General features: G+C 30.8%; 20 protein-coding genes. 9 read left to right on the forward strand and 11 right to left on the reverse strand.

Annotated features, from left to right (window positions below; translation table 11 throughout):
• Nucleotides 1-148 precede the first annotated feature (148 nt).
• From JBL43_RS07405 to JBL43_RS07415, 3 genes are all read left to right on the forward strand, one after another.
• Nucleotides 149-637, forward strand: coding sequence for a GyrI-like domain-containing protein (locus JBL43_RS07405; RefSeq protein ID WP_198840818.1), 489 nt, complete (start codon nucleotides 149-151; stop codon nucleotides 635-637).
• A 90-nt stretch (nucleotides 638-727) separates the two neighbouring features.
• A complete protein-coding gene (locus tag JBL43_RS07410; protein ID WP_198840819.1) occupies nucleotides 728-1,366 on the forward strand; it encodes a peroxiredoxin in 639 nt (212 codons plus the stop codon).
• Between the two features lie 210 nt (nucleotides 1,367-1,576).
• Nucleotides 1,577-1,918: a hypothetical protein gene (locus tag JBL43_RS07415; RefSeq protein WP_198840820.1), complete on the forward strand. Its 342-nt coding sequence runs from the start codon at nucleotides 1,577-1,579 to the stop codon at nucleotides 1,916-1,918.
• Nucleotides 1,919-1,968: 50 nt separating this feature from the next.
• Here the strand turns inward: JBL43_RS07415 and JBL43_RS07420 are convergent, their stop codons facing one another.
• Nucleotides 1,969-2,925: an endonuclease/exonuclease/phosphatase family protein gene (locus JBL43_RS07420; protein ID WP_198840821.1), complete on the reverse strand. Its 957-nt coding sequence runs from the start codon at nucleotides 2,923-2,925 to the stop codon at nucleotides 1,969-1,971.
• Between the two features lie 234 nt (nucleotides 2,926-3,159).
• Here JBL43_RS07420 and hflX point away from each other — a divergent pair, with 234 nt between their 5' ends.
• Nucleotides 3,160-4,374 carry a GTPase HflX gene (gene hflX, locus JBL43_RS07425; protein WP_198840822.1) on the forward strand — a complete coding sequence of 405 codons (1,215 nt, stop codon included), beginning with the start codon at nucleotides 3,160-3,162 and terminating at the stop codon, nucleotides 4,372-4,374.
• 54 nt (nucleotides 4,375-4,428) lie between these two features.
• On the opposite strand, the gene JBL43_RS07430 is transcribed toward hflX, so the two are convergent.
• From JBL43_RS07430 to JBL43_RS07475, 10 genes are all read right to left on the reverse strand, one after another.
• Entirely contained in the window at nucleotides 4,429-5,298 is an 870-nt protein-coding gene (locus JBL43_RS07430; RefSeq protein WP_198840823.1) for a hypothetical protein, read from the reverse strand.
• A 17-nt stretch (nucleotides 5,299-5,315) separates the two neighbouring features.
• Nucleotides 5,316-5,834 (reverse strand): hypothetical protein, encoded by a 519-nt coding sequence (locus JBL43_RS07435; protein WP_198840824.1) that lies wholly within the window; start codon nucleotides 5,832-5,834, stop codon nucleotides 5,316-5,318.
• A gap of 28 nt (nucleotides 5,835-5,862) precedes the next feature.
• Entirely contained in the window at nucleotides 5,863-7,254 is a 1,392-nt protein-coding gene (locus JBL43_RS07440) for a leucine-rich repeat domain-containing protein (RefSeq protein WP_198840825.1), read from the reverse strand.
• 39 nt (nucleotides 7,255-7,293) lie between these two features.
• Nucleotides 7,294-8,586 (reverse strand): OmpA family protein, encoded by a 1,293-nt coding sequence (locus tag JBL43_RS07445; protein ID WP_198840826.1) that lies wholly within the window; start codon nucleotides 8,584-8,586, stop codon nucleotides 7,294-7,296.
• Between the two features lie 118 nt (nucleotides 8,587-8,704).
• Nucleotides 8,705-10,327, reverse strand: a complete 1,623-nt coding sequence (locus JBL43_RS07450; protein ID WP_198840827.1) for a LuxR C-terminal-related transcriptional regulator — start codon at nucleotides 10,325-10,327, stop codon at nucleotides 8,705-8,707.
• 156 nt (nucleotides 10,328-10,483) lie between these two features.
• Nucleotides 10,484-11,557, reverse strand: a complete 1,074-nt coding sequence (locus JBL43_RS07455) for a CNNM domain-containing protein (RefSeq protein WP_198840828.1) — start codon at nucleotides 11,555-11,557, stop codon at nucleotides 10,484-10,486.
• Nucleotides 11,558-11,663: 106 nt separating this feature from the next.
• Nucleotides 11,664-12,581 carry a DUF3078 domain-containing protein gene (locus JBL43_RS07460; RefSeq protein WP_198840829.1) on the reverse strand — a complete coding sequence of 306 codons (918 nt, stop codon included), beginning with the start codon at nucleotides 12,579-12,581 and terminating at the stop codon, nucleotides 11,664-11,666.
• A gap of 86 nt (nucleotides 12,582-12,667) precedes the next feature.
• Nucleotides 12,668-13,177: a DUF2480 family protein gene (locus JBL43_RS07465; protein ID WP_198840830.1), complete on the reverse strand. Its 510-nt coding sequence runs from the start codon at nucleotides 13,175-13,177 to the stop codon at nucleotides 12,668-12,670.
• Nucleotides 13,178-13,498, reverse strand: a complete 321-nt coding sequence (locus tag JBL43_RS07470; protein ID WP_138952194.1) for a DUF59 domain-containing protein — start codon at nucleotides 13,496-13,498, stop codon at nucleotides 13,178-13,180.
• Between the two features lie 32 nt (nucleotides 13,499-13,530).
• Nucleotides 13,531-13,956, reverse strand: coding sequence for a SufE family protein (locus JBL43_RS07475; protein WP_198840831.1), 426 nt, complete (start codon nucleotides 13,954-13,956; stop codon nucleotides 13,531-13,533).
• 98 nt (nucleotides 13,957-14,054) lie between these two features.
• On the opposite strand from JBL43_RS07475, the gene JBL43_RS07480 reads away from it, so the two are divergent.
• The 5 genes from JBL43_RS07480 (at nucleotide 14,055) to JBL43_RS07500 (ending at nucleotide 19,346) form a co-directional block, all read left to right on the forward strand.
• Nucleotides 14,055-14,981: a PfkB family carbohydrate kinase gene (locus JBL43_RS07480; RefSeq protein ID WP_198840832.1), complete on the forward strand. Its 927-nt coding sequence runs from the start codon at nucleotides 14,055-14,057 to the stop codon at nucleotides 14,979-14,981.
• 48 nt (nucleotides 14,982-15,029) lie between these two features.
• Nucleotides 15,030-16,931, forward strand: a complete 1,902-nt coding sequence (locus JBL43_RS07485; protein WP_198840833.1) for an amidophosphoribosyltransferase — start codon at nucleotides 15,030-15,032, stop codon at nucleotides 16,929-16,931.
• 118 nt (nucleotides 16,932-17,049) lie between these two features.
• Nucleotides 17,050-17,535 carry a hypothetical protein gene (locus JBL43_RS07490; protein WP_198840834.1) on the forward strand — a complete coding sequence of 162 codons (486 nt, stop codon included), beginning with the start codon at nucleotides 17,050-17,052 and terminating at the stop codon, nucleotides 17,533-17,535.
• 173 nt (nucleotides 17,536-17,708) lie between these two features.
• The gene (locus JBL43_RS07495) at nucleotides 17,709-18,212 is read left to right on the forward strand and encodes a GbsR/MarR family transcriptional regulator (RefSeq protein ID WP_198840835.1); all 504 of its coding nucleotides are present in this window, start codon (nucleotides 17,709-17,711) and stop codon (nucleotides 18,210-18,212) included.
• Nucleotides 18,213-18,218: 6 nt separating this feature from the next.
• A complete protein-coding gene (locus JBL43_RS07500; RefSeq protein WP_198840836.1) occupies nucleotides 18,219-19,346 on the forward strand; it encodes an efflux RND transporter periplasmic adaptor subunit in 1,128 nt (375 codons plus the stop codon).

A 19,346-nucleotide genomic window follows, 5' to 3' on the forward strand; every position in this document is an offset into this window, starting at 1 on the left:
ACCTCTGTAACACAAGGAAATCCAGTGTATACATTTTCTGAATGGCAAATCTGGAATGATACCGGTGCAGCAGGAACAACGAAGTTACCACAAACTGCACTAGGAAATTTTACGCCACGAGTTAGATAGTTTTTATAAATTAGCAGTTATGCAGCAAGCAAAAATTATAAACATACAAGACAAAAAACTAATAGGCTTGTCTATCCAAACTTCTTTAGCAGAAAATAAAGCCTTTGAATTATGGAAAGCCTTTAAACCCCGTGTAAAAGAAATAAATAAGAGAATAAATACAGGTTATTATTCAATACAGGTTTACAATGATGATTTTGATATACGGCAATTTACACCCCATACCATTTTTAAAAAATGGGCAGCCACTGAGGTTTCTGATGTTGATACTACACCAGAAGGTTTAAAATCTTTTACTTTACCAGGAGGAGACTATGCTGTTTTTATTCATAAAGGTACACCCCAACAATTTCCGAAAACAGCCGCATTTATTTATGGTGAATGGCTACCAAATTCTAATTATGATTTAGATAACCGTCCCCATTTTGAATATATACCAGAACATAATAAACCAAATGACCCTAATGCCGAAGAAGAGGTCTGGATACCTATTAAATTGAAAGCCTAAAAACAACTTTAACATTTATTTAGCCAAAAAAAATACATATGTATTATTAATCTACTAAATTTGTAGGATACTAAAATAAAAACAAAAATTATGGCAACTTTACGATTAGGAGACACAGCTCCAAATTTTACAGCTCAAAGCTCAATAGGTGAATTAAATTTACATGACTATTTAGGAGATAGTTGGGGAATTTTATTTTCTCACCCAGCAGATTTTACTCCTGTTTGTACCACTGAATTAGGTACAACCGCAAAATATAAACCTGAATTTGATAAACGCAATGTAAAAATGATTGCATTAAGTGTAGATGGTGTTGAGTCTCACAAAGAATGGATAAAAGATATTAATGAAACACAGCAAACGGAAGTTAACTTTCCAATAATTGCTGATGAAGATAGAAATGTATCTACGTTGTATGATATGATTCACCCAAAAGCGGATAATAGTTTAACAGTACGTTCTGTATTTATTATTGCACCAGATAAAACCATTAAATTGATTTTAACCTATCCTGCATCAACAGGTAGAAACTTTAAAGAATTGTTACGTGTTATAGATTCGTTACAATTAACTGCTTATCACAAAGTAGCCACTCCTGCCAATTGGGAACAAGGTGATGATGTTGTGGTGAGTCCTGCAATTGCAACTGAAGATGCGAAAAAAATATTCACAAAAGGTGTAAAAGAAATAAAACCTTATTTGAGAATGACACCGCAACCAAATTTATAATTCCAACATTTTATCTCACAAAAACCTCTTAATTTATAAGAGGTTTTTTTTTATAATAGCCTCAGATTATCTTTATGGAAATTTAACTTTAAAACGACGTAAAGTCTGTCAATATTTAAAGTAATCACAATCTTTTCGTAATTTTAATTAAATCTAGTTTTTTATATGATATGGTATTTTTGACTCGTGTTAAACAAAAAACTATGTATCATGAAAAAACTAAAAGTAGCAATTGTAATGATTTTTATGGGATGCCTAACTGCCTTTCCTACAAACATTAACAACGAACCAGATATTAATCTTACGGTTCAAATAAAAAAAATGCTTGAATCTCCAGAATTTAAGTCAACCAAGGAAGAATTAAATGCAACTGTTCTTTTAATGTTAAATGCCAATGATGAAATAGTCATTATTGAAGTTAAATGTGCTGAAACCCAAGTTGAAAGTTTTGTAAAAAGCAGATTAAATTATAAAAGGGTAAAGCCTAATTCATTGCTAAAAGGTAAGATTTTCAAAATGCCATTAAAAATTGTTATGCAAAATAGAAGTTAATTATTTGAGTTGATTAATAGGTAAACCCTTTTCCAAAGCTGGTTGCTGGATTAGGGTTTATTGTTTTTTACAATAATATAGACTGGAAAATGATCGCTATACCCACCTTGAAACCAAGGGCCAATATAGGTTCTAAATGGTCTCCCTTTATGTTTACCTTTCCATTCTTTTAAAAATTCTTCATCAAAAATATGAGCTTCTTTAAAAGTGAATTCAGTTGCATCAAGTAAGTTTTTACTTACAATTATCTGATCAAAAAGATGCCATTGCCTTCTATAAGTAGATGTTCCAAATCCCTTATCAAAGATTGATTCGTATGGATTGTAAAAATCTTCAGTTACCAAATGTTGTTTAATACTTGTGTTTGTTGGATCATCATTAAAATCGCCCATTATAACGATAGTTGGATTGGGTGTTTCAAGTTTAATTTTTTCTATAGTTTCATGAACTAGAGCTGCTGCCTGTACTCTTTTATATTGTGTATCTCCATCTTCTCGTCTAGATGGCCAGTGGTTTACAAAAAAGTGAATCAGTTTACCTTGTAATTTCCCTTTTACCAATAAAATATCACGAGTTTGATCTCTAACCCCATCAAAATTATCTACCAAAAGTGTAATTGATTCAGAACTAATTAATTCAAAAACAGCTTTCCTGTATAAAAAAGCAACATCTACACCACGCTCATCAGGAGAATCAAAATGAACAATTTCATATCCCTTATCTTTTAACTCGTTCTTATCTAATAAATCATTTATTACGTTTCTGTTTTCAACCTCGGCAACACCAATTATTGCAGGTAAAAAACCTGTTTCATTAACTCCAATTTGAGAAATGGCTTTACTTAATAGATTTAATTTTCTTTCGTATCTTTTTTTATTCCATTTATTTCTACCTGTTGGTGTATAATCTCTATCCAACACCTTATCTGTATCTGTAATATCAAATAGGTTTTCGAGATTGTAAAATGCAATAGAATATAAATTGTGCTTCTCTTTGTCTTCCGTCAAAATATAAAATTAGTATGCATCGAAAGTACAAAAAATATTGAACTGGTTTTTACTTTTCACATTTAAGCGAGTATTATTGATTTTTTGTCCAATTGAAGGCTTTTTAAAGTTGCATAGCACAGCTATGAAAGGATAAAAAGGAAAAAAATAGGTGAAAAAGGATAATTTTATACCGAATGGAAAAAGTTAAAATCAGTTCATCATTAAGTTCGGTATTCTTCATACCTTTGTAACATGATAGAAGAAAAGAGTTTAGAGCTTGAAAAAGTTGTACTTATTGGTATAATGAATCAAGAACAAGATGCTGAAAAATCTCAAGAATACTTAGATGAACTAGAATTTTTGACGTTTACAGCAGGAGGTGAAGTCGTAAAACGATTTACACAAAAAGTTGACACGCCTAATCCGAAAACCTTTATTGGTTCTGGAAAAATGGAAGAAGTAAAGCAATTCGTTGAGGCAAATGACATTGGTGCCGTTATTTTTGATGATGAATTATCACCAGGACAACAAAGAAATATAGAGAAGATGCTGAAATGTAAAATATTAGACAGAACAGGTCTAATATTAGATATTTTTGCTCAGCGTGCCCAAACAAGTTATGCTCGTACGCAAGTTGAATTAGCTCAATATGAATACTTATTACCACGTTTAACAGGATTGTGGACGCACCTTGAAAGACAACAAGGTGGTATTGGTATGCGTGGACCAGGTGAAACAGAAATTGAAACAGATAGACGTATTGTACGAGATAGAATTACTTTATTAAAAAAGAAATTAATTACCATTGATAAACAAATGGCCGTGCAACGTGGCAATCGTGGTAAAATGGTACGTGTGGCCTTAGTGGGTTACACAAACGTGGGTAAATCTACGTTAATGAATGTTATCAGTAAAAGTGATGTTTTTGCAGAAAACAAGTTGTTTGCTACGTTAGATACCACTGTTAGAAAGGTGGTTATTAAAAATATTCCTTTTTTACTTACCGATACTGTTGGGTTTATTAGAAAATTACCTACACAACTGGTAGAGTCTTTCAAATCTACGTTGGATGAAGTACGTGAAGCAGATTTGTTATTACATGTAGTTGATATTTCTCATCCTAATTTTGAAGAACATATAGATTCTGTAAATAAAATTTTAGATGAGATAAAAAGTGCAGATAAACCAAGTTTAATGATCTTTAATAAGATTGACAATTATACCTATGATACTATTGATGATGATGATTTAGTTACTGAAAAAACTTCAGCACATTATACCTTAGACGATTGGAAAAAAACATGGATGTCTAAATTAGATGAGAATTGCATCTTTATTTCTGCCTTAAACAAAGAAAATATAGACGACTTTAAGGATAAGGTTTTTGAAGCTGTTAAGAAAATTCATATTGAACGGTTTCCCTATAATGATTTCTTATATCATGAATATAAGGAAGAAGAAGAGTAAAAGAAAAAAGCATCCTACTGTATAGGATGCTTTTTTTTTGAAAAATGAATAGGTTTATTTTCCCTGTCTCATTTTTACCATTTTCTGAATCATATCATACATTTCCCGCAATTCTTTTTCGCTCATATTTTGCATTTCGTCGTCTTCTTTGTCTGCCAATGCCATTTTTTTCCATTCCGTAAAAGAGAGTTTACTTAGTTTATCCATGTCTTCATCTATGCTCTCCATGTCCATATCCATGTCTTCATCAAAATTTTCGTTACTAAAAAAGTTCTCTGTTTTCTTAATTGGAAAATCAGGTAATTCAAAATTTGAATCAGGTACATTAATATCAAATTGAATATTAGTTGCTTTTTTAGAAGTTGTAATTCCCATTACTGTGCTTTCAATTTTAAGTGTAAAATGTTTATACACCCATTGTTTAACACCCATAGCTTCCCAGATTTCACATTTATAACCCATATAATCTTCTTCACCAATCATTTTTCCATTTAGGTTTTTTATCATACCTCTACCAACATCTCCAGCATCAGCATCTGGATGAAATGCAGTAATCATATCCATAGGTATTGAACGTTGAGCAATAATTTCTTTAGTATCAAAATCTACCGTAAACCATTCACCATTATCTAATTTATTGATGATATGAGATTCCTCTTTCTCTTCCGTTTTCTTTCCAAATATTTTGGTTTGCGTGTTTTGGGTTGACTTTTCGTCTTTTAGCTCAATGGCTCCCCAATCTTTAAAATAAATAGTTTCTGTACCTGATCCAGACATGGTACTTCCTAAAACTTTACCATTAATTGTAGATTCATAGCTTACAATACCTGATTTTATTTGATAACGTTTCAATTCTTTTTGGCTGTTTCCTGTGCAACTTACCAACGTTGCACATAAGAAAATTAATAAACTCGACTTTTTCATTTGTTTATATTTAAAGATTATAACGGGTTTGCTGTAACTTCTAATTCTGCTGTGACTTCAATAGTAAAATTTACGTCACTTTCATCTGAAGTTGTTTGCCCTGAAATACCAACGATTATACTTTTATTGTTTTTTAATAAATCGGCCATACTGTTTAGCTTACTAACCTCTGTAACTTCGAAAATAGTGGCTGCATCATAAGCTGATTTTACATTAAAACCTTCTGTTTTTAAAATAATAGTGTTAGCATAAAAATCTACATCAACATAAGCTTCTGTATTTCCAGAAAAACTTATGATTTTGTAGGTTAATTTTTTAATTTTCACATCTTTTATCTTGTTTAAATAATCGTGTGTATCATTGTTGTCGATACTTAAATCAACACTTTCGTTAATGGTTTCTTGACCTTGTTTAACCTGAGCAACAATGGTAGATTTTATTGTAGTATCAAAATCTACGTCTAAAATATCGTCGTCACAAGATATAAATACGAAACACATAAGTAATGCCGATAAAATTTTTACAGTTGTTTTCATAATGTTGTTTTTATAGATTTATTTTTATTCAAAAATAAGTGTCACAATTAGGCAATAGCTCCTTAATTTGTTCTCTTTCTGGTTCATTTAATTGATTATCAGAAATATTAAGATTGTATAAATTTGTTAATTTGCTAAAAGATTTAGGTAAACTACTTAATTGATTACCTTCTAAAGAAAGACTGTTTAAATTGGTGAGATTACCAAATGAATCAGGCAGTTCTACCAATTGATTATCTTCCATTGTAAGGCTGTTTAAATTGGTGAGATTACCAATTGCATCAGGGAGGTTTTCAAATAGGTTATTATTTAAATTTAAGAAGGTTAAGTTATTCAGTTTTCCTATTGATTCTGGAAGACTAGATAATTGGTTCTTTTGTGCATAAAGCATTGATAAGCTTATTAAGTTTCCAAAGGTTTCAGGTAACTTTTTGAGCTGGTTACTTGTAAGGTATAATTCTTCAAGATTAGATAAATTTCCAAAAGATTCTGGAAGTAATTCTAACTGATTTCCATAAAGATTAAGAGTATAAAGATTGTTAAGGTTCCCTATAGATTCTGGAAGTGTCTTTAATTGGTTAGCACTTAGATTAAGTTCATTTAATGCAGTTAAAGATAAAATAACTTTGGGTAAACTATCCAGTTTATTACCACTTACATCAAACCCTACCAAATTTGTTAACTCATTAAGAGATTCTGGTAAGGTTGTAAGTTGATTACTACTAAATGAAAGTTTGGTCAAATTAGATAGTTTACCAATTGATTTAGGTATTATAGAGATTTGATTATCAATCAGAAATAATGTTTTAAGATTTATGAGGTTACCTACAGCTTCAGGTAACTCGGTAAGTTTGTTTCCACCCAATGATAACTCCGTCAAATTAGTAAGGTTTCCAATAGTTTCTGGAATAATTGTCAGTTTACTGGAAGAGATATTAATAGATTTTAAATTCTTTAATTTTCCTATGGATTCTGGAAGGCTTGATAGGTCACTTTGAGAAATAGAAAGGCTTTCTAAATTGGTTAATTCTCCTATAGACTTCGGTAATTCGGTAATTTTGCTGATGGAGATATTTAAGTATTTTAAATTTTTAAGATTTCCTATAGATTCTGGCAGATTTGTAAACTGATTCATCCTAAATTCAATAGTTGAAAGGTTTTGGAGTTCGCCAATTTCTTTAGGAAGGATTGTAATTTGTGTATTTGCTATGGTTAGATATTTTAAACTTTTAAGTTTCTTAATTGAACTAGATATAGTGGTAGTTTCTTGCCCACTTAATTCTAAACTAAAAACTTGATCTGGAGTTTTTAATGCTTCTTCAACGGATGTATAGGTTTTATTCTCCTGAGCAAATACATTTGTACTTAGAATAAAAAAGAGTATAAATAAGACTGATTTTAATGGTTGTAATTTTTTCATTTTAATAGATTTTAGATTGTTATAATTGTCTATTAGGGACTAAAATTTTACAAATTCTACCCGTCTATTATTTGCTTTACCTTCTGGTGAACTATTATTGTCTATAGGTTTAGATTCTCCAAAACCATCTGATTTTAATCTGTTTGAAGAAATTCCCATTGTAATTAACTGATTCATTACGGTTTCACCTCTTGCTTTAGATAAAGTCATATTTGCATCATCTCCACCATCACTATCTGTATGGCCTTCTACACTAAAATTAAGTTCAGGTTGTTTTTGCATTAACTCATAAATTTTGTTAATTGGCCCCATACTTTCGGCTTTCAACGTGGCTTTGTTTACATCGAATTTAATTCCGTTTACCACAATTTTCCCTTCAGTAAGTACACGGTCATAATATTTAACACCACCTTTGGCGATACGGATATTTTTAATATACATATTGTCATTACCTGCTTCAATGGTAATTCCTGAAGGATTAACTTCTAAATGAGGTACATTTATTAAACGTGTATCATTAAAATAGGCTTTGTATTTCCCGTTGGTATAAGCCATAGAAATGTGTTTCCATGATCCTTCAATCTCTTTTGACCATCCTATCTTTTCAGTTCCTGGATAAGACTTATCTGAATCCATAAACGATAAAGCGTGAGGCATTACAACCAATCGTTCTGTCTTTTGCCTATTGTTTTTTTGGTCACACAAATAAATCCATAATCTGTTTGATGTTGTGTATCCTTTTGCAAACCATACATCTAATTCTACAGTAAAAACATCGGGCAAATAATCTTCATTAGAATTCTTAAGGTAGGGTATAATGTAAGATTGGTGACTAAGAAACATAATCACATTTTCGCCATCAACATTCCCAATTTCAGCATTACCTTTATATAAATCCCATCGGCTTGGAAATTCTCCATTTTCTTCATCGGCACTTGGCCCATCTTCAAAAATTACGGTATCTCCAGGAATAAAATCAAACTTATTCCAAACTACATTTGGTTTTTTAGGCCGTTGAATTTCATTTGGGTCTGTATTACCATTAATTTTTTTTGCCACCTCGTCATTGGACTTTTCTTTGTCTGTTTCCTCGCCCTTTTTCTTTTTACCATCGATGGTATCTTCAGCATCATCAAAGGTTTTGTCAATCTTTTTATTTATTCTTTTTTCAGTTCTTTTTTCCGCTTCACTTTCAACTTTTTTTTCGGTCTTTTTTAGTATTCTTTTTAAAATTTGTGCCTCCGTTTGTTGCGGTGCAAAAACATATAACATAGCTACAAGTACTAATTTAATAGCCATACTAAATCGGTAATGATGGATTGAATTTTTCATGCGTTTGAATTTAATGTTAGCAATTTTCTCGTTGCTAAATTAATTTCTAATAACAGAAATTACTTCATTAAAAAGTATGATATTTCTCCCCCAAAAGGGTGATTTCAAGCTCTAAAACCTAAATTTTAGTGGGATGTGGAGAAGAATAAGTATTTAATTTTTTAATTGCTTGAATTCTATTGTTTACATCTAGTTTTGAATAAATATTCTTGATGTGTGTTTTTATAGTATTTTTTGAAACAAACATTTTTTTTGCAATTTCGTCATTATTTAGGCCTTGAGCTATATTCGTAAAAACTTCAATTTCTCGTTTCGTTAAATCATAATCATTCAAATTTTCTATAAAGTTTTGATGCCTCAATTCATCCTTATAATCTACCTTGTTTTTCAACTCCTTAATCTGATAAATATAATTCTGTAATTGATTGTTTTTATGTTCAATTTCTAAATCAGAATTTTTACGATATAAATAAAACAGCACAAATAAAACAACTAGTGCACCAGTACCTAAAAATATTGAAATCAGCAACCTATTATAATTGGTTTTTGCGTCTTCTTGTATTACATTATTTTCAATAGCCAATTGTTTTATTTCGTTATCCTTCTTCAAAGTTTCATAAGCAATCTGAGTACTTATAATGCTTTTTTGTGTGGTTTCGTTTACAATACTGTCTTTAAAGGTAGTTGCCATTTTATAAGCATCAAGTGCTTTTTCATAGTCTTTTGTAAGTGAATAATAATCTACCAAGGCATTGTAACCCAAAGCAATGTTTTCTTTAGATTTTACAATTTTTGCATTTTTTAAGCCACTTGTAATATTAATCATTGCTTCATCATAGTAACCCAAATTAAGTTCATTACGACCAATATTAATAAGTGTATTGCTTAAATACCTAATATTGTTAGATTTTACAAACATAGGAATAGCCTGCTTGTAATATTCCGTTGAATTACTATACTCTCCTTTCTTTTGAAAAAGCAATCCTAAAAGATTGTATCTAATAGCTTCACTTTCCTTGTTATTGAATTTTTTAGTAGACGTTAACGCCTTATTAATATAAAAATAAGCAGTATCATATGATTTTTTATACAAATATGATTCACCAATATTTGATAAACTATATTGCTGACCTTCGATATTTTTATTCTTTATGTCAAACGCGTAAACTTTTCTAAAATAATGAATAGCCTTGTCGTAATCTTTTATGTCAAGAAAAACATTACCAATTCCGTTTAACGCAATGCTGATACTTTTTTCATGATTTAACTTTTCAGATAATTCTAAGGCCTGAAAATAGTATTCAAAGGCTTCTTTCTCCAAATTTAATTTTCTAAAACTAACACCTAAATTATTTAAGCATTTAATTTTTAATAAAGTATCTGTTGTTTTGTCAAGATAACTCAGAGCTCTTTTATGATCGTTAACCGAACTTTCATAATCATAATTATATCTAGCCACCAACCCTCTTCTATTATAACTTTCACCAAGACCTTTGAGGTAAAATAATTCTTCTGAAACGGCAATGGCTTCATCTATAATAACTTCACCTTTTATGTTAGACCTATTTGCCTGTTTATACAATGATATTAGGTTATCAACTTTGACGGTTGTATTTGGCTTAATTCGCAATTCATTAAACAAGCTATCTACTTGATATTCAGTTAACTTTTGACCGTAAAAAGAAGTAGGCAATACTATTAAAAAGAGAAGGGCAATTATGTATTTCTTAGCCTTAACCATTGTAAAGGGTTCTAAGTAAAATGGGTGTTTTACAAAGATACAAAACGGCTAAAAATAAGGATCACTTTAAGAATATAATTATTGAAATTAGAATGAAAATAAATAAGGTCTATTCTCTATGGTTATGAGATTTGTTTGTAAGCTACAATTGACAACTTATAGTTCACTATTCTCATCAATAATCCCCAAACGTTTAGCTCGTTTTTCCCAATTCTTTCTGGCCAGATGTTGCATGTCAGAATCAACATCACTTTCGTCCATTATTTCCAAACCAAGCAAGGTTTCAATAACATCTTCCATAGAAACAAGTCCACTAACTGAACCATATTCATCTACCACTAAAGCGATATGGTTTTTACTTTCAATTAATTGATTAAATAAAGAAGGAATAGGCATATTTCGGTCTATTACAATAATATTTCTTTTCAATTCAGATAATTTTTTAGAACCATGTTCTAAAGCCATTTCTTTATACACCTCATCTTTTAGAACCAATCCTGTAATATTATCAGTTTTACCACTATAAACAGGAATTCTAGAAAAGCGAAGGTTTGGGTGCTCGGAAAATAACTGTTCAACAGTTTTCTCTTCATTATAAGAAATCATAACTGTTCTGGGCGTCATAATATCTTTTGCTAAGACATCTTTAAACGTTAACATATTCTTTATTACGGTACTTTCTGCCTCTTCAAAAACACCTTCTTCATGGGCGATGTCTGCCATCGCATGAAAATCTTCACGGCTTAATATACTACCATGATGCCCTTTACCACCAACCATTTTTGTAAACAACTGCAGTATCCATAAAATACCTGTGTATTTTAGAATAACCACCATTATTTTTAAGGTTTTGGCAGTAAAATTGGCCAATTGTTTCCAATATGTAGCTCCGATAGTTTTTGGAATAATTTCTGACAATACCAAAATTAAAAAAGTCATAATTGCCGATACAATACCCACCAAATTAGTTCCAGATCCAAATGCTTTTTCCGCTTGTACACCTACTAAAATTGCTCCTACTGTATGGGCAATGGTATTTAATGTAAGTATGGCGATTAAAGGTTTATCTACATCCTTCTTTAAAACTTCTAAAGTATCAGCAAAAGGCTTCCCTTCCTTCTTTTTAAGATTTATAAAAGTAGGAGAAATACTCAATAAAACAGCTTCTAAAATTGAACATAAAAAAGAAAAAAAGATAGAAACTACGGCGTATATTATCAGTAAGGTCATTTAAGATATAATTTAATACAAAAATAAGGTAAAATAAATTGGAAATAAAAAAGCACTCGTCTAGAATTAACTAGAGAGTGCTTTTTGAAAATTTTATATTGTCTAATTAGAACGCGTAGTTTAAACCTACTAACCAATAGCTCTGTAAAACGCTATCTGCACCAGCTAAAGTAAGACTAGTGTTATCAGCAGAATTAAAAGCTTCTTGTTTATTTTTTCTTAATCCTAATTCAGCTCCTACACCAATTCCTTTCCAAAATGTATAACCGATTGAGTTCGTCCATGTCCAGTTAGAATAATCAGTTTCACTATAACTTAAAAATGCTGATAAATTCGATTTGAAGTTTACTCCTGCAATTTTCTTAGTATAATCAGCAACAACTTTAGCACCTAAAGAAGACTCATAAGAAGTAGCACCTTTACTAAAAACAAAATTGTAGTTTAAAGGATGTATAACTACTACTAACTCTGTAATTGGTGTCCAAGTTGCACCAACACCAAGGTCTAAATAACCAGGATCGTTAAAGTTACCTTCAAGAAGTGCAGTTCTATATTCTGCTAAACCAGATATAGCCCATTTACTATTTAATTTACGACCATATAATGATGTTAATGTAAATACATCATTAGCCGCGTCAAAATTATCACTATCAGTAGGATCATCTGTATTATCATTTTTAATCCAAGCTAAATTAACACCTAAAGAATTTCTCCAAAAGAATTTCTCTTGCATTAAATTTGCATAACCATTGAAAGTAATTCCAACACTTCCTGTTGAAGAATTTGGTGCAGATTTAGAATACCAGTCATTAAAACCAGAAATATTTCCACCAATAGTTCCAAATGCTCCTTTTTTCCAACCTGGCAGAGCATCAATTTGACCTTGAATAGCGTCAACTCTTCCTTGAATAGCAGTAACTGAATCTTTTTTTGCTGATTGTTCAGCCTTTAACTCTTCACGTGTTTGTGCGTAAGTGCTTGTTATTGCTAACATTACAACTAACGTTAATACAATTTTTCTCATGTTTTTCATTTTTAGTTTTTGTTTTGAGCGTGCAAAAATAAACAATTTAAAATATATAGCATAAAAAGCTCCACTAATTGTAAAGTTTACCTTGTCTTTTTATACAATGGAACCGTAGAGCAGGCCTCGCCAAACATGATGTTTTTAGCTACTGACACTAATTTTTCCACAAGCATTACCGAAGCGGTTTCTGGTATTGGTTTACTAGAACAACCTTTAATAATAACGGGACTATCTTTATAAACTGTAAAATCTAAATTATTTATAATATCTTGAAAAATAGACGTTTCTAGCAATTCCAAATTACCAACTACAACTTTTTTAGCATAAGGACTTAAATAGGTAGAAATAAGCAAATATGCCCATGAAGGGATAATAGCATCTGTTTTACAAGCTAATGCTATATATGCATTTTTGTATTGCGTCCAATCATGATTTTGAAGACTTTCTCTAAAGTCTTTTTCTTTTAAAATAATGCCTTCAAATAACCAATCAGAAATATCTAAAAGTATTCTTTCTCCGTCTGGATAAAAATCTTCTAAGTCAATAGTAAGTAGTTTACTATTAGCTACTCTATTTACAATTTCATTATCCATTTATAAAAAACCTAACTCCAACCTAGCTTCTTCGCTCATCATATCTTGTGTCCATGTAGGATCAAAGGTAATTTCTACCTCTGCGTCTTTAACTTCTTCAAGTGTTTTTACTTTTTCTTCAACCTCTACAGGCAACGTTTCTGCAACCGGACAATTAGGTGAAGTTAATGTCATCAATATTTTAACTTCGCAATTATCATTTACAAAAACATCATAAATTAAGCCTAACTCATAAATATCTACTGGTATTTCTGGGTCATAAATTGTCTTTAAAACGGTAACTACTTTATCTCCTATATCTTGAACTTCTATATCTGTCATAATTCATAATTTTATTGGCACAAAGATACTACTTATTGACTCATTTTAGATTGATATGCAATTGCATACAATTTCAATTGCTTAATCATTGAAACCAAACCGTTAGCCCTTGTTGGTGATAAATGTTCTTTTAATCCAATTTCATCAATAAAATCAGTATCTGAATCTAAAATCTCTTTAGGCGTATGGTTTGTAAAAACACGCAATAACAACGCAATTATCCCTTTAGTTAATATGGCATCGCTGTCTGCAGTAAATAAAATTTTATCATCTTTTACATCAGCATTTAACCAAACTTTAGATTGGCAACCTTTTATAGTGTTATCATCTGTTTTATATTGATCTTCAATTAAAGGAATTGATTTACCTAATTCTATAATATATTCATAACGTTCCATCCAGTCATCAAACATAGAAAATTCATCAATAATTTCTTCTTGTATTTCTTTTATAGTCATTTTTTAAAGTTATTTTTGCAAAGATAGGGAAAAGGCGGAAGACCCGTGTTGGGAGTCTGTAGAAGATAGAAACTTACCCTTTAAAATTATAATATATTATGAGTAAACTTTTGATTGTAGGTACAGTAGCTTTTGACAAAATTGAAACGCCGTTTGGAAAAACAGATAAAATTTTAGGTGGTGCTGCCACATTTATTGGTCTTTCAGCATCACAATTTGATGTAGAATCAGGTATCGTTTCTGTTGTTGGTGATGACTTTCCTCAAGGATATTTAGACATGCTAAAAGGCAAAAATATTGATACTACTGGTGTTGAAATTGTAAAAGGTGGTAAAACATTTTTTTGGAGTGGTAAGTATCATAATGATATGAATACTCGTGATACGTTAGTAACAGAATTAAATACGTTAGCAGATTTTAATCCTATTGTTCCTGAAAATTTCAAAGACACAGAATTTTTAATGTTAGGTAATTTACATCCAGCAGTACAAATGTCTGTAATTAAACAGATTCCAAACCGACCAAAGCTAGTAGTATTAGATACTATGAATTTTTGGATGGATAATGCTTGGGATGATTTGATAGAGGTAATTAAAAAAGTAGATGTAATTACCATTAATGATGAAGAAGCAAGACAATTGAGTGGTGAATATTCCTTAGTAAAAGCAGCACAAAAAATTTCTAAAATGGGGCCAAAATATGTGGTAATAAAAAAAGGAGAACATGGTGCTTTGTTATTTCATGAAGAAAATATCTTTTTTGCCCCAGCTTTACCATTGGAAGAGGTTTTTGATCCAACGGGAGCAGGTGATACTTTTGCAGGTGGTTTCATTGGCTATTTAGCTCAAACAAAAGATATTTCTTTTGAAAATATGAAAAATGCCATTATTTATGGATCTAACATGGCTTCGTTTTCTGTTGAAAAATTTGGAACACGAAGAATGGAAGAGTTAACTAAGGATGAAATTAAAAAACGCCTTGGTCAATTTAAGGAACTGACACAGTTTGAAATAGAGTTAAATTAATTATAGTCCGCATTTTTATGCGGATTTTTTATTAAATACTAAATAAGAATGAGTGACGCCATTAAGCACGAATGTGGAATAGCACTAGTAAGATTATTAAAGCCATTATCTTACTATAAGGAAAAATATGGCACTTCATTTTACGCCATTAATAAAATGTATTTATTAATGGAAAAGCAGCACAACCGTGGTCAAGACGGTGCTGGTTTTGCAAGTGTAAAATTTGATGTTAAACCTGGCACTCGTTTTATGAGCCGTGTTCGTTCAAATCAGTCGGCACCCATTCAAGATATTTTTGCTCAAATTAACGATCGTTTAAATAAGGAGTTAGAAAAACATCCTACAAAAAAAGACGATGTACAATGGCAACTTAACAACCTGCCATATGTAGGTAATGTATTTTTAGGTCATGTTCGATATGGTACTTTTGGTAGGAATAGTATTGAGAGTGTACATCCTTTTTTACGTCAAAATAACTGGAAACACCAAAATTTAATTGTTGCGGGTAACTTTAATATGACCAATTCTAGCGAATTATTAGAAGAACTAATTGAGCTTGGTCAACACCCAAAAGAGAATACCGATACCGTTACCGTAATGGAAAAAATTGGTCATTTTTTAGATGATGAGGTTGAGAAAATATATAATGAGTGTAAAGAAAAAAATATAAGTAAAAGGGATGCCTCTAAGGTAATTGAAAAGGAATTAGATATTCAACGCATTCTGCAAAGAGCAGCAAAAAGCTGGGATGGTGGTTATGCAATGGCTGGTTTAATTGGTCATGGTGACGCTTTTGTTTTAAGAGACCCTTCAGGAATTAGACCTGCATATTATTATAAAGATGATGAAGTTGTTGTAGTGGCTTCTGAAAGACCCGTTATTCAAACTGCTTTTAACGTTTCTTTTGATGATGTAAAAGAATTAGACCGAGGACATGCTCTTATTATTAAAAAAAGTGGAGCCATTTCTGTAGACCCAATTTTAGAGCAACGTGAACAAAAATCATGTTCTTTTGAACGTATCTATTTTTCTAGAGGAAGTGATGCCGAAATTTATAATGAACGTAAAAACTTAGGAAAACTTATCTTCCCTACAATTCTTGAACATATTGATAGTGATATAAACAATACGGTATTCTCATACATTCCTAATACAGCAGAAACATCATTTTTTGGTATTTCAGAAGCGGCAGAAGACTATTTAAACAAATATAAATTAAAGCGAATATTAGAAGGACAGCGAAATTTATCGTTAAGAAAAGTAACTGAAATTTTATCTGAAAGACCACGAATCGAAAAAATTGCAATTAAAGATGCAAAATTAAGAACATTTATTGCTGATGATAATAGTAGAGACGATTTAGTTGCTCACGTTTATGATGTTACCTACGGTGTTGTAAAACCTACTGATAACCTGGTGATTATTGATGATAGTATTGTAAGAGGAACAACTCTAAAAAAGAGTATCATCAAAATTTTAGACAGACTAAACCCAAAGAAAATTGTTATCGTTTCATCAGCACCTCAAATAAGATATCCTGATTGTTACGGTATCGATATGGCAAAATTAGAAGAGTTTATCGCTTTTAAAGCCACTATTGAATTACTTAAAGAAACCAATCAATACGATGAAATAATTGAGAGGGTTTATAAAAAATGTCTTAAGCAAGACGAGCTACCAGTGGGTGAAGTTGAAAATTATGTAAAAGAGATATACAATCCTTTTACAGTGGAACAAATTTCAGACAAGGTTGCTCAAATGTTAAAAACTAAAACCATTAATGCTGAAATAAGAGTTATTTTTCAACCTATAAAAAATCTGCATAAAGCGTGTCCTAAAAATGCTGGTGATTGGTATTTTAGTGGAGATTATCCTACTACTGGAGGTACAAAAGTGGTGAATAGAGCATTTATTAACTTTTATGAAGGAAATAATAAAAGAGCGTATTAATTTAGGAGTTGTTTGATATTGGTTGGATATTAGCGAAAAAGCATAGCGTAGTTATCCGTTTTCTAGTATCTAATTATTTCTGGCATCTAAATTGCATTTATTGCTTAAAAAGTACCTTATGAAAACGCCAATAACATTTCTAATTTGTAGTTTAATACTCATTTTATTTTCCAATTGTGCTACTAGTCAATTTGATAAAAATCCTTCTTTTATTATTACAGAAGCAAAATATCAGGACTGGATTGGTGGAAAACCAGGAGCTAAAGGAACGTTGGTTACCATAGCATTTGCAGAGCCCGTTGAAGATCATATTCAGTTTGATTCAATCTTCTTTAATGATACATCTGCAAAATTAAGTATTGATTCTTTTAACGAAAAAAAGATGATCACAGGTAATTTTAGCACATCAAATTCTTTTGATAAAATTATTATAATGGATAAAGATCCAAAAAAAGAATTTGGTAATGAAGTACCAAAAATTAAAAAGAAATCAACTTTCCAATTATCTAAAAATGAATGTGTTATTAGCTATAACATTAAAAATAAAAAACATTATTTTAAGTTGAATACACTTAAAAAAGGAAAGACTATAATTTATCCTTAGACTAAAAAAACAAACTTTTAATACGCTATTAAGCTGATAATTCTATCGGCTTTTTTTATTTAACATTTCTTTAACTTCGTTTGGTTCGGTTTGTTCAGAACCAATTATATATTTGCACTCGATTTACTATAAAAAACACTTTGTTTCCCTTATAGTATAAAAAATTAAGACAAATGAGTAATTCACTATGTAACGAAAAAATGTCCTTAGTAGAAAAACTAGGAGTGCATTTAGAGAAAAGAGAACAGCTAGCACCTGTTGCCGCACGTATACTATCATATATTATACTTACCGGAAAAACAGGAACCACATTTGAAGACATGGTAAAAGTATTATGTGCCAGTAAAAGTACCATCTCTAATCATCTCAATCATTTACAAGATTTAAATAAAATTCACTATTTCACCAAAACTGGTGACCGTAAAAAATATTTTGTCATTAATACCGACATCATAATGCAACATATAGATAAAATGATGCATGATTGGAATGAAATACGTGAACTACATTCAGAAATTAAAGACTATAAAGAAACCATAAATAATGAAAAATTGGAAAATGATGAAGAAAAATTCGATTTAAACTTTCATAGCGACTATATCAAATTTATTGATGGGGCAACCTCATCTATTGAAGAATTAAGAATAAAATTAATAAATAACCCAATTACACATTAGACTAAAATGAATAAGTTATACTCCATATTATCAATAAGTGTTCTCATACTAACATTAAGTTGTGGCAATAAGAATCAAACCAATACAACTGGACAACAGGCTCCTCCACCCTCGTTTCCAGTAACTCAATTACAACAAAAAACAGTTACAGGATATACCGAATATCCTACAACTATTGAAGGAATTGTAAATAGTGATGTAAGAGCGAAAGCATCAGGATATATTGAGAAAGTATTTGTAGATGAAGGACAAAAGGTAAGAAAGGGACAAGTGTTATTTAAATTAGAAACACAGTCTTTAAGTCAAGATGCAGGAGCAGCTCAAGCACGTATTAATGTAGCCCAAGTAGAGGTAGATAAACTGATACCACTTGTAGCAAAAAACATTATTAGTGAAGTACAGCTAGAAACTGCTAAAGCTAATTTAGCACAAGCAAAAGCAAATTATAGTAGTGTTACTGCTAATATTGGCTATGCAACCATTAAAAGTCCAATAGATGGTTATGTTGGTTCTATAAATTTTAGAGAAGGAGCTTTAATTAGCCCAAGTGACGCAACACCTTTAACTACTGTAAGTGAAATTGATCAAGTATATGCCTTTTTTAGTTTTAACGAAGCACAATACATAGATCTCTTACAAAGATCTGAGGGAAAAACAAAAGCAGAACGCATTAAAAATTCTCCAGATTTAAGTTTGATTTTGGCTAATGGTAAAGTGTATTCTCAAAAAGGACGCATTCAAACCAGTACAGGTCAAATAAATCAAAATACAGGAACCATAAAAATAAGAGCTGCTTTTAAAAATCCAGACGAAATTTTAACGAATGGAAATAGTGGAAAAATAAGATTTCCTATAGAATATAAAGACGCTTTAATTGTACCTCAAACAGCAACTTTTGAGCAACAAGGAAATATTATGATTTTCAAACTTGGTGAAGACAATAAAGTAGAAACTTCCATTATAAAAGTAAAAGGAACAGTAGATAATTTATATGTTGTAGAATCAGGTTTAGATGCAAAAGATAAAATTATAGTTTCTGGCGTTGGCAAATTAAGAAACGGAATGGCAATCTCACCGCAAGAGACTTCTTTTGAAGATGCCATTAAACAAGTACCAACATTATTTAAAAACTAG

It is taken from the genome of Aureibaculum flavum (assembly GCF_016406085.1).
GTDB lineage: Bacteria > Bacteroidota > Bacteroidia > Flavobacteriales > Flavobacteriaceae > Aureibaculum > Aureibaculum flavum.

Coding starts and splice junctions, on each gene's coding strand:
- JBL43_RS07405 (WP_198840818.1), top strand. CDS start 149: ATGCAGCAAGCAAAAATTATAAACATACAAGACAAAAAACTAATAGGC.
- JBL43_RS07410 (WP_198840819.1), top strand. CDS start 728: ATGGCAACTTTACGATTAGGAGACACAGCTCCAAATTTTACAGCTCAA.
- JBL43_RS07415 (WP_198840820.1), top strand. CDS start 1,577: ATGAAAAAACTAAAAGTAGCAATTGTAATGATTTTTATGGGATGCCTA.
- hflX (WP_198840822.1), top strand. CDS start 3,160: ATGATAGAAGAAAAGAGTTTAGAGCTTGAAAAAGTTGTACTTATTGGT.
- JBL43_RS07430 (WP_198840823.1), bottom strand. CDS start 5,298: ATGAAAAAGTCGAGTTTATTAATTTTCTTATGTGCAACGTTGGTAAGT.
- JBL43_RS07435 (WP_198840824.1), bottom strand. CDS start 5,834: ATGAAAACAACTGTAAAAATTTTATCGGCATTACTTATGTGTTTCGTA.
- JBL43_RS07440 (WP_198840825.1), bottom strand. CDS start 7,254: ATGAAAAAATTACAACCATTAAAATCAGTCTTATTTATACTCTTTTTT.
- JBL43_RS07445 (WP_198840826.1), bottom strand. CDS start 8,586: ATGAAAAATTCAATCCATCATTACCGATTTAGTATGGCTATTAAATTA.
- JBL43_RS07450 (WP_198840827.1), bottom strand. CDS start 10,327: ATGGTTAAGGCTAAGAAATACATAATTGCCCTTCTCTTTTTAATAGTA.
- JBL43_RS07455 (WP_198840828.1), bottom strand. CDS start 11,557: ATGACCTTACTGATAATATACGCCGTAGTTTCTATCTTTTTTTCTTTT.
- JBL43_RS07460 (WP_198840829.1), bottom strand. CDS start 12,581: ATGAGAAAAATTGTATTAACGTTAGTTGTAATGTTAGCAATAACAAGC.
- JBL43_RS07465 (WP_198840830.1), bottom strand. CDS start 13,177: ATGGATAATGAAATTGTAAATAGAGTAGCTAATAGTAAACTACTTACT.
- JBL43_RS07470 (WP_138952194.1), bottom strand. CDS start 13,498: ATGACAGATATAGAAGTTCAAGATATAGGAGATAAAGTAGTTACCGTT.
- JBL43_RS07475 (WP_198840831.1), bottom strand. CDS start 13,956: ATGACTATAAAAGAAATACAAGAAGAAATTATTGATGAATTTTCTATG.
- JBL43_RS07480 (WP_198840832.1), top strand. CDS start 14,055: ATGAGTAAACTTTTGATTGTAGGTACAGTAGCTTTTGACAAAATTGAA.
- JBL43_RS07485 (WP_198840833.1), top strand. CDS start 15,030: ATGAGTGACGCCATTAAGCACGAATGTGGAATAGCACTAGTAAGATTA.
- JBL43_RS07490 (WP_198840834.1), top strand. CDS start 17,050: ATGAAAACGCCAATAACATTTCTAATTTGTAGTTTAATACTCATTTTA.
- JBL43_RS07495 (WP_198840835.1), top strand. CDS start 17,709: ATGAGTAATTCACTATGTAACGAAAAAATGTCCTTAGTAGAAAAACTA.
- JBL43_RS07500 (WP_198840836.1), top strand. CDS start 18,219: ATGAATAAGTTATACTCCATATTATCAATAAGTGTTCTCATACTAACA.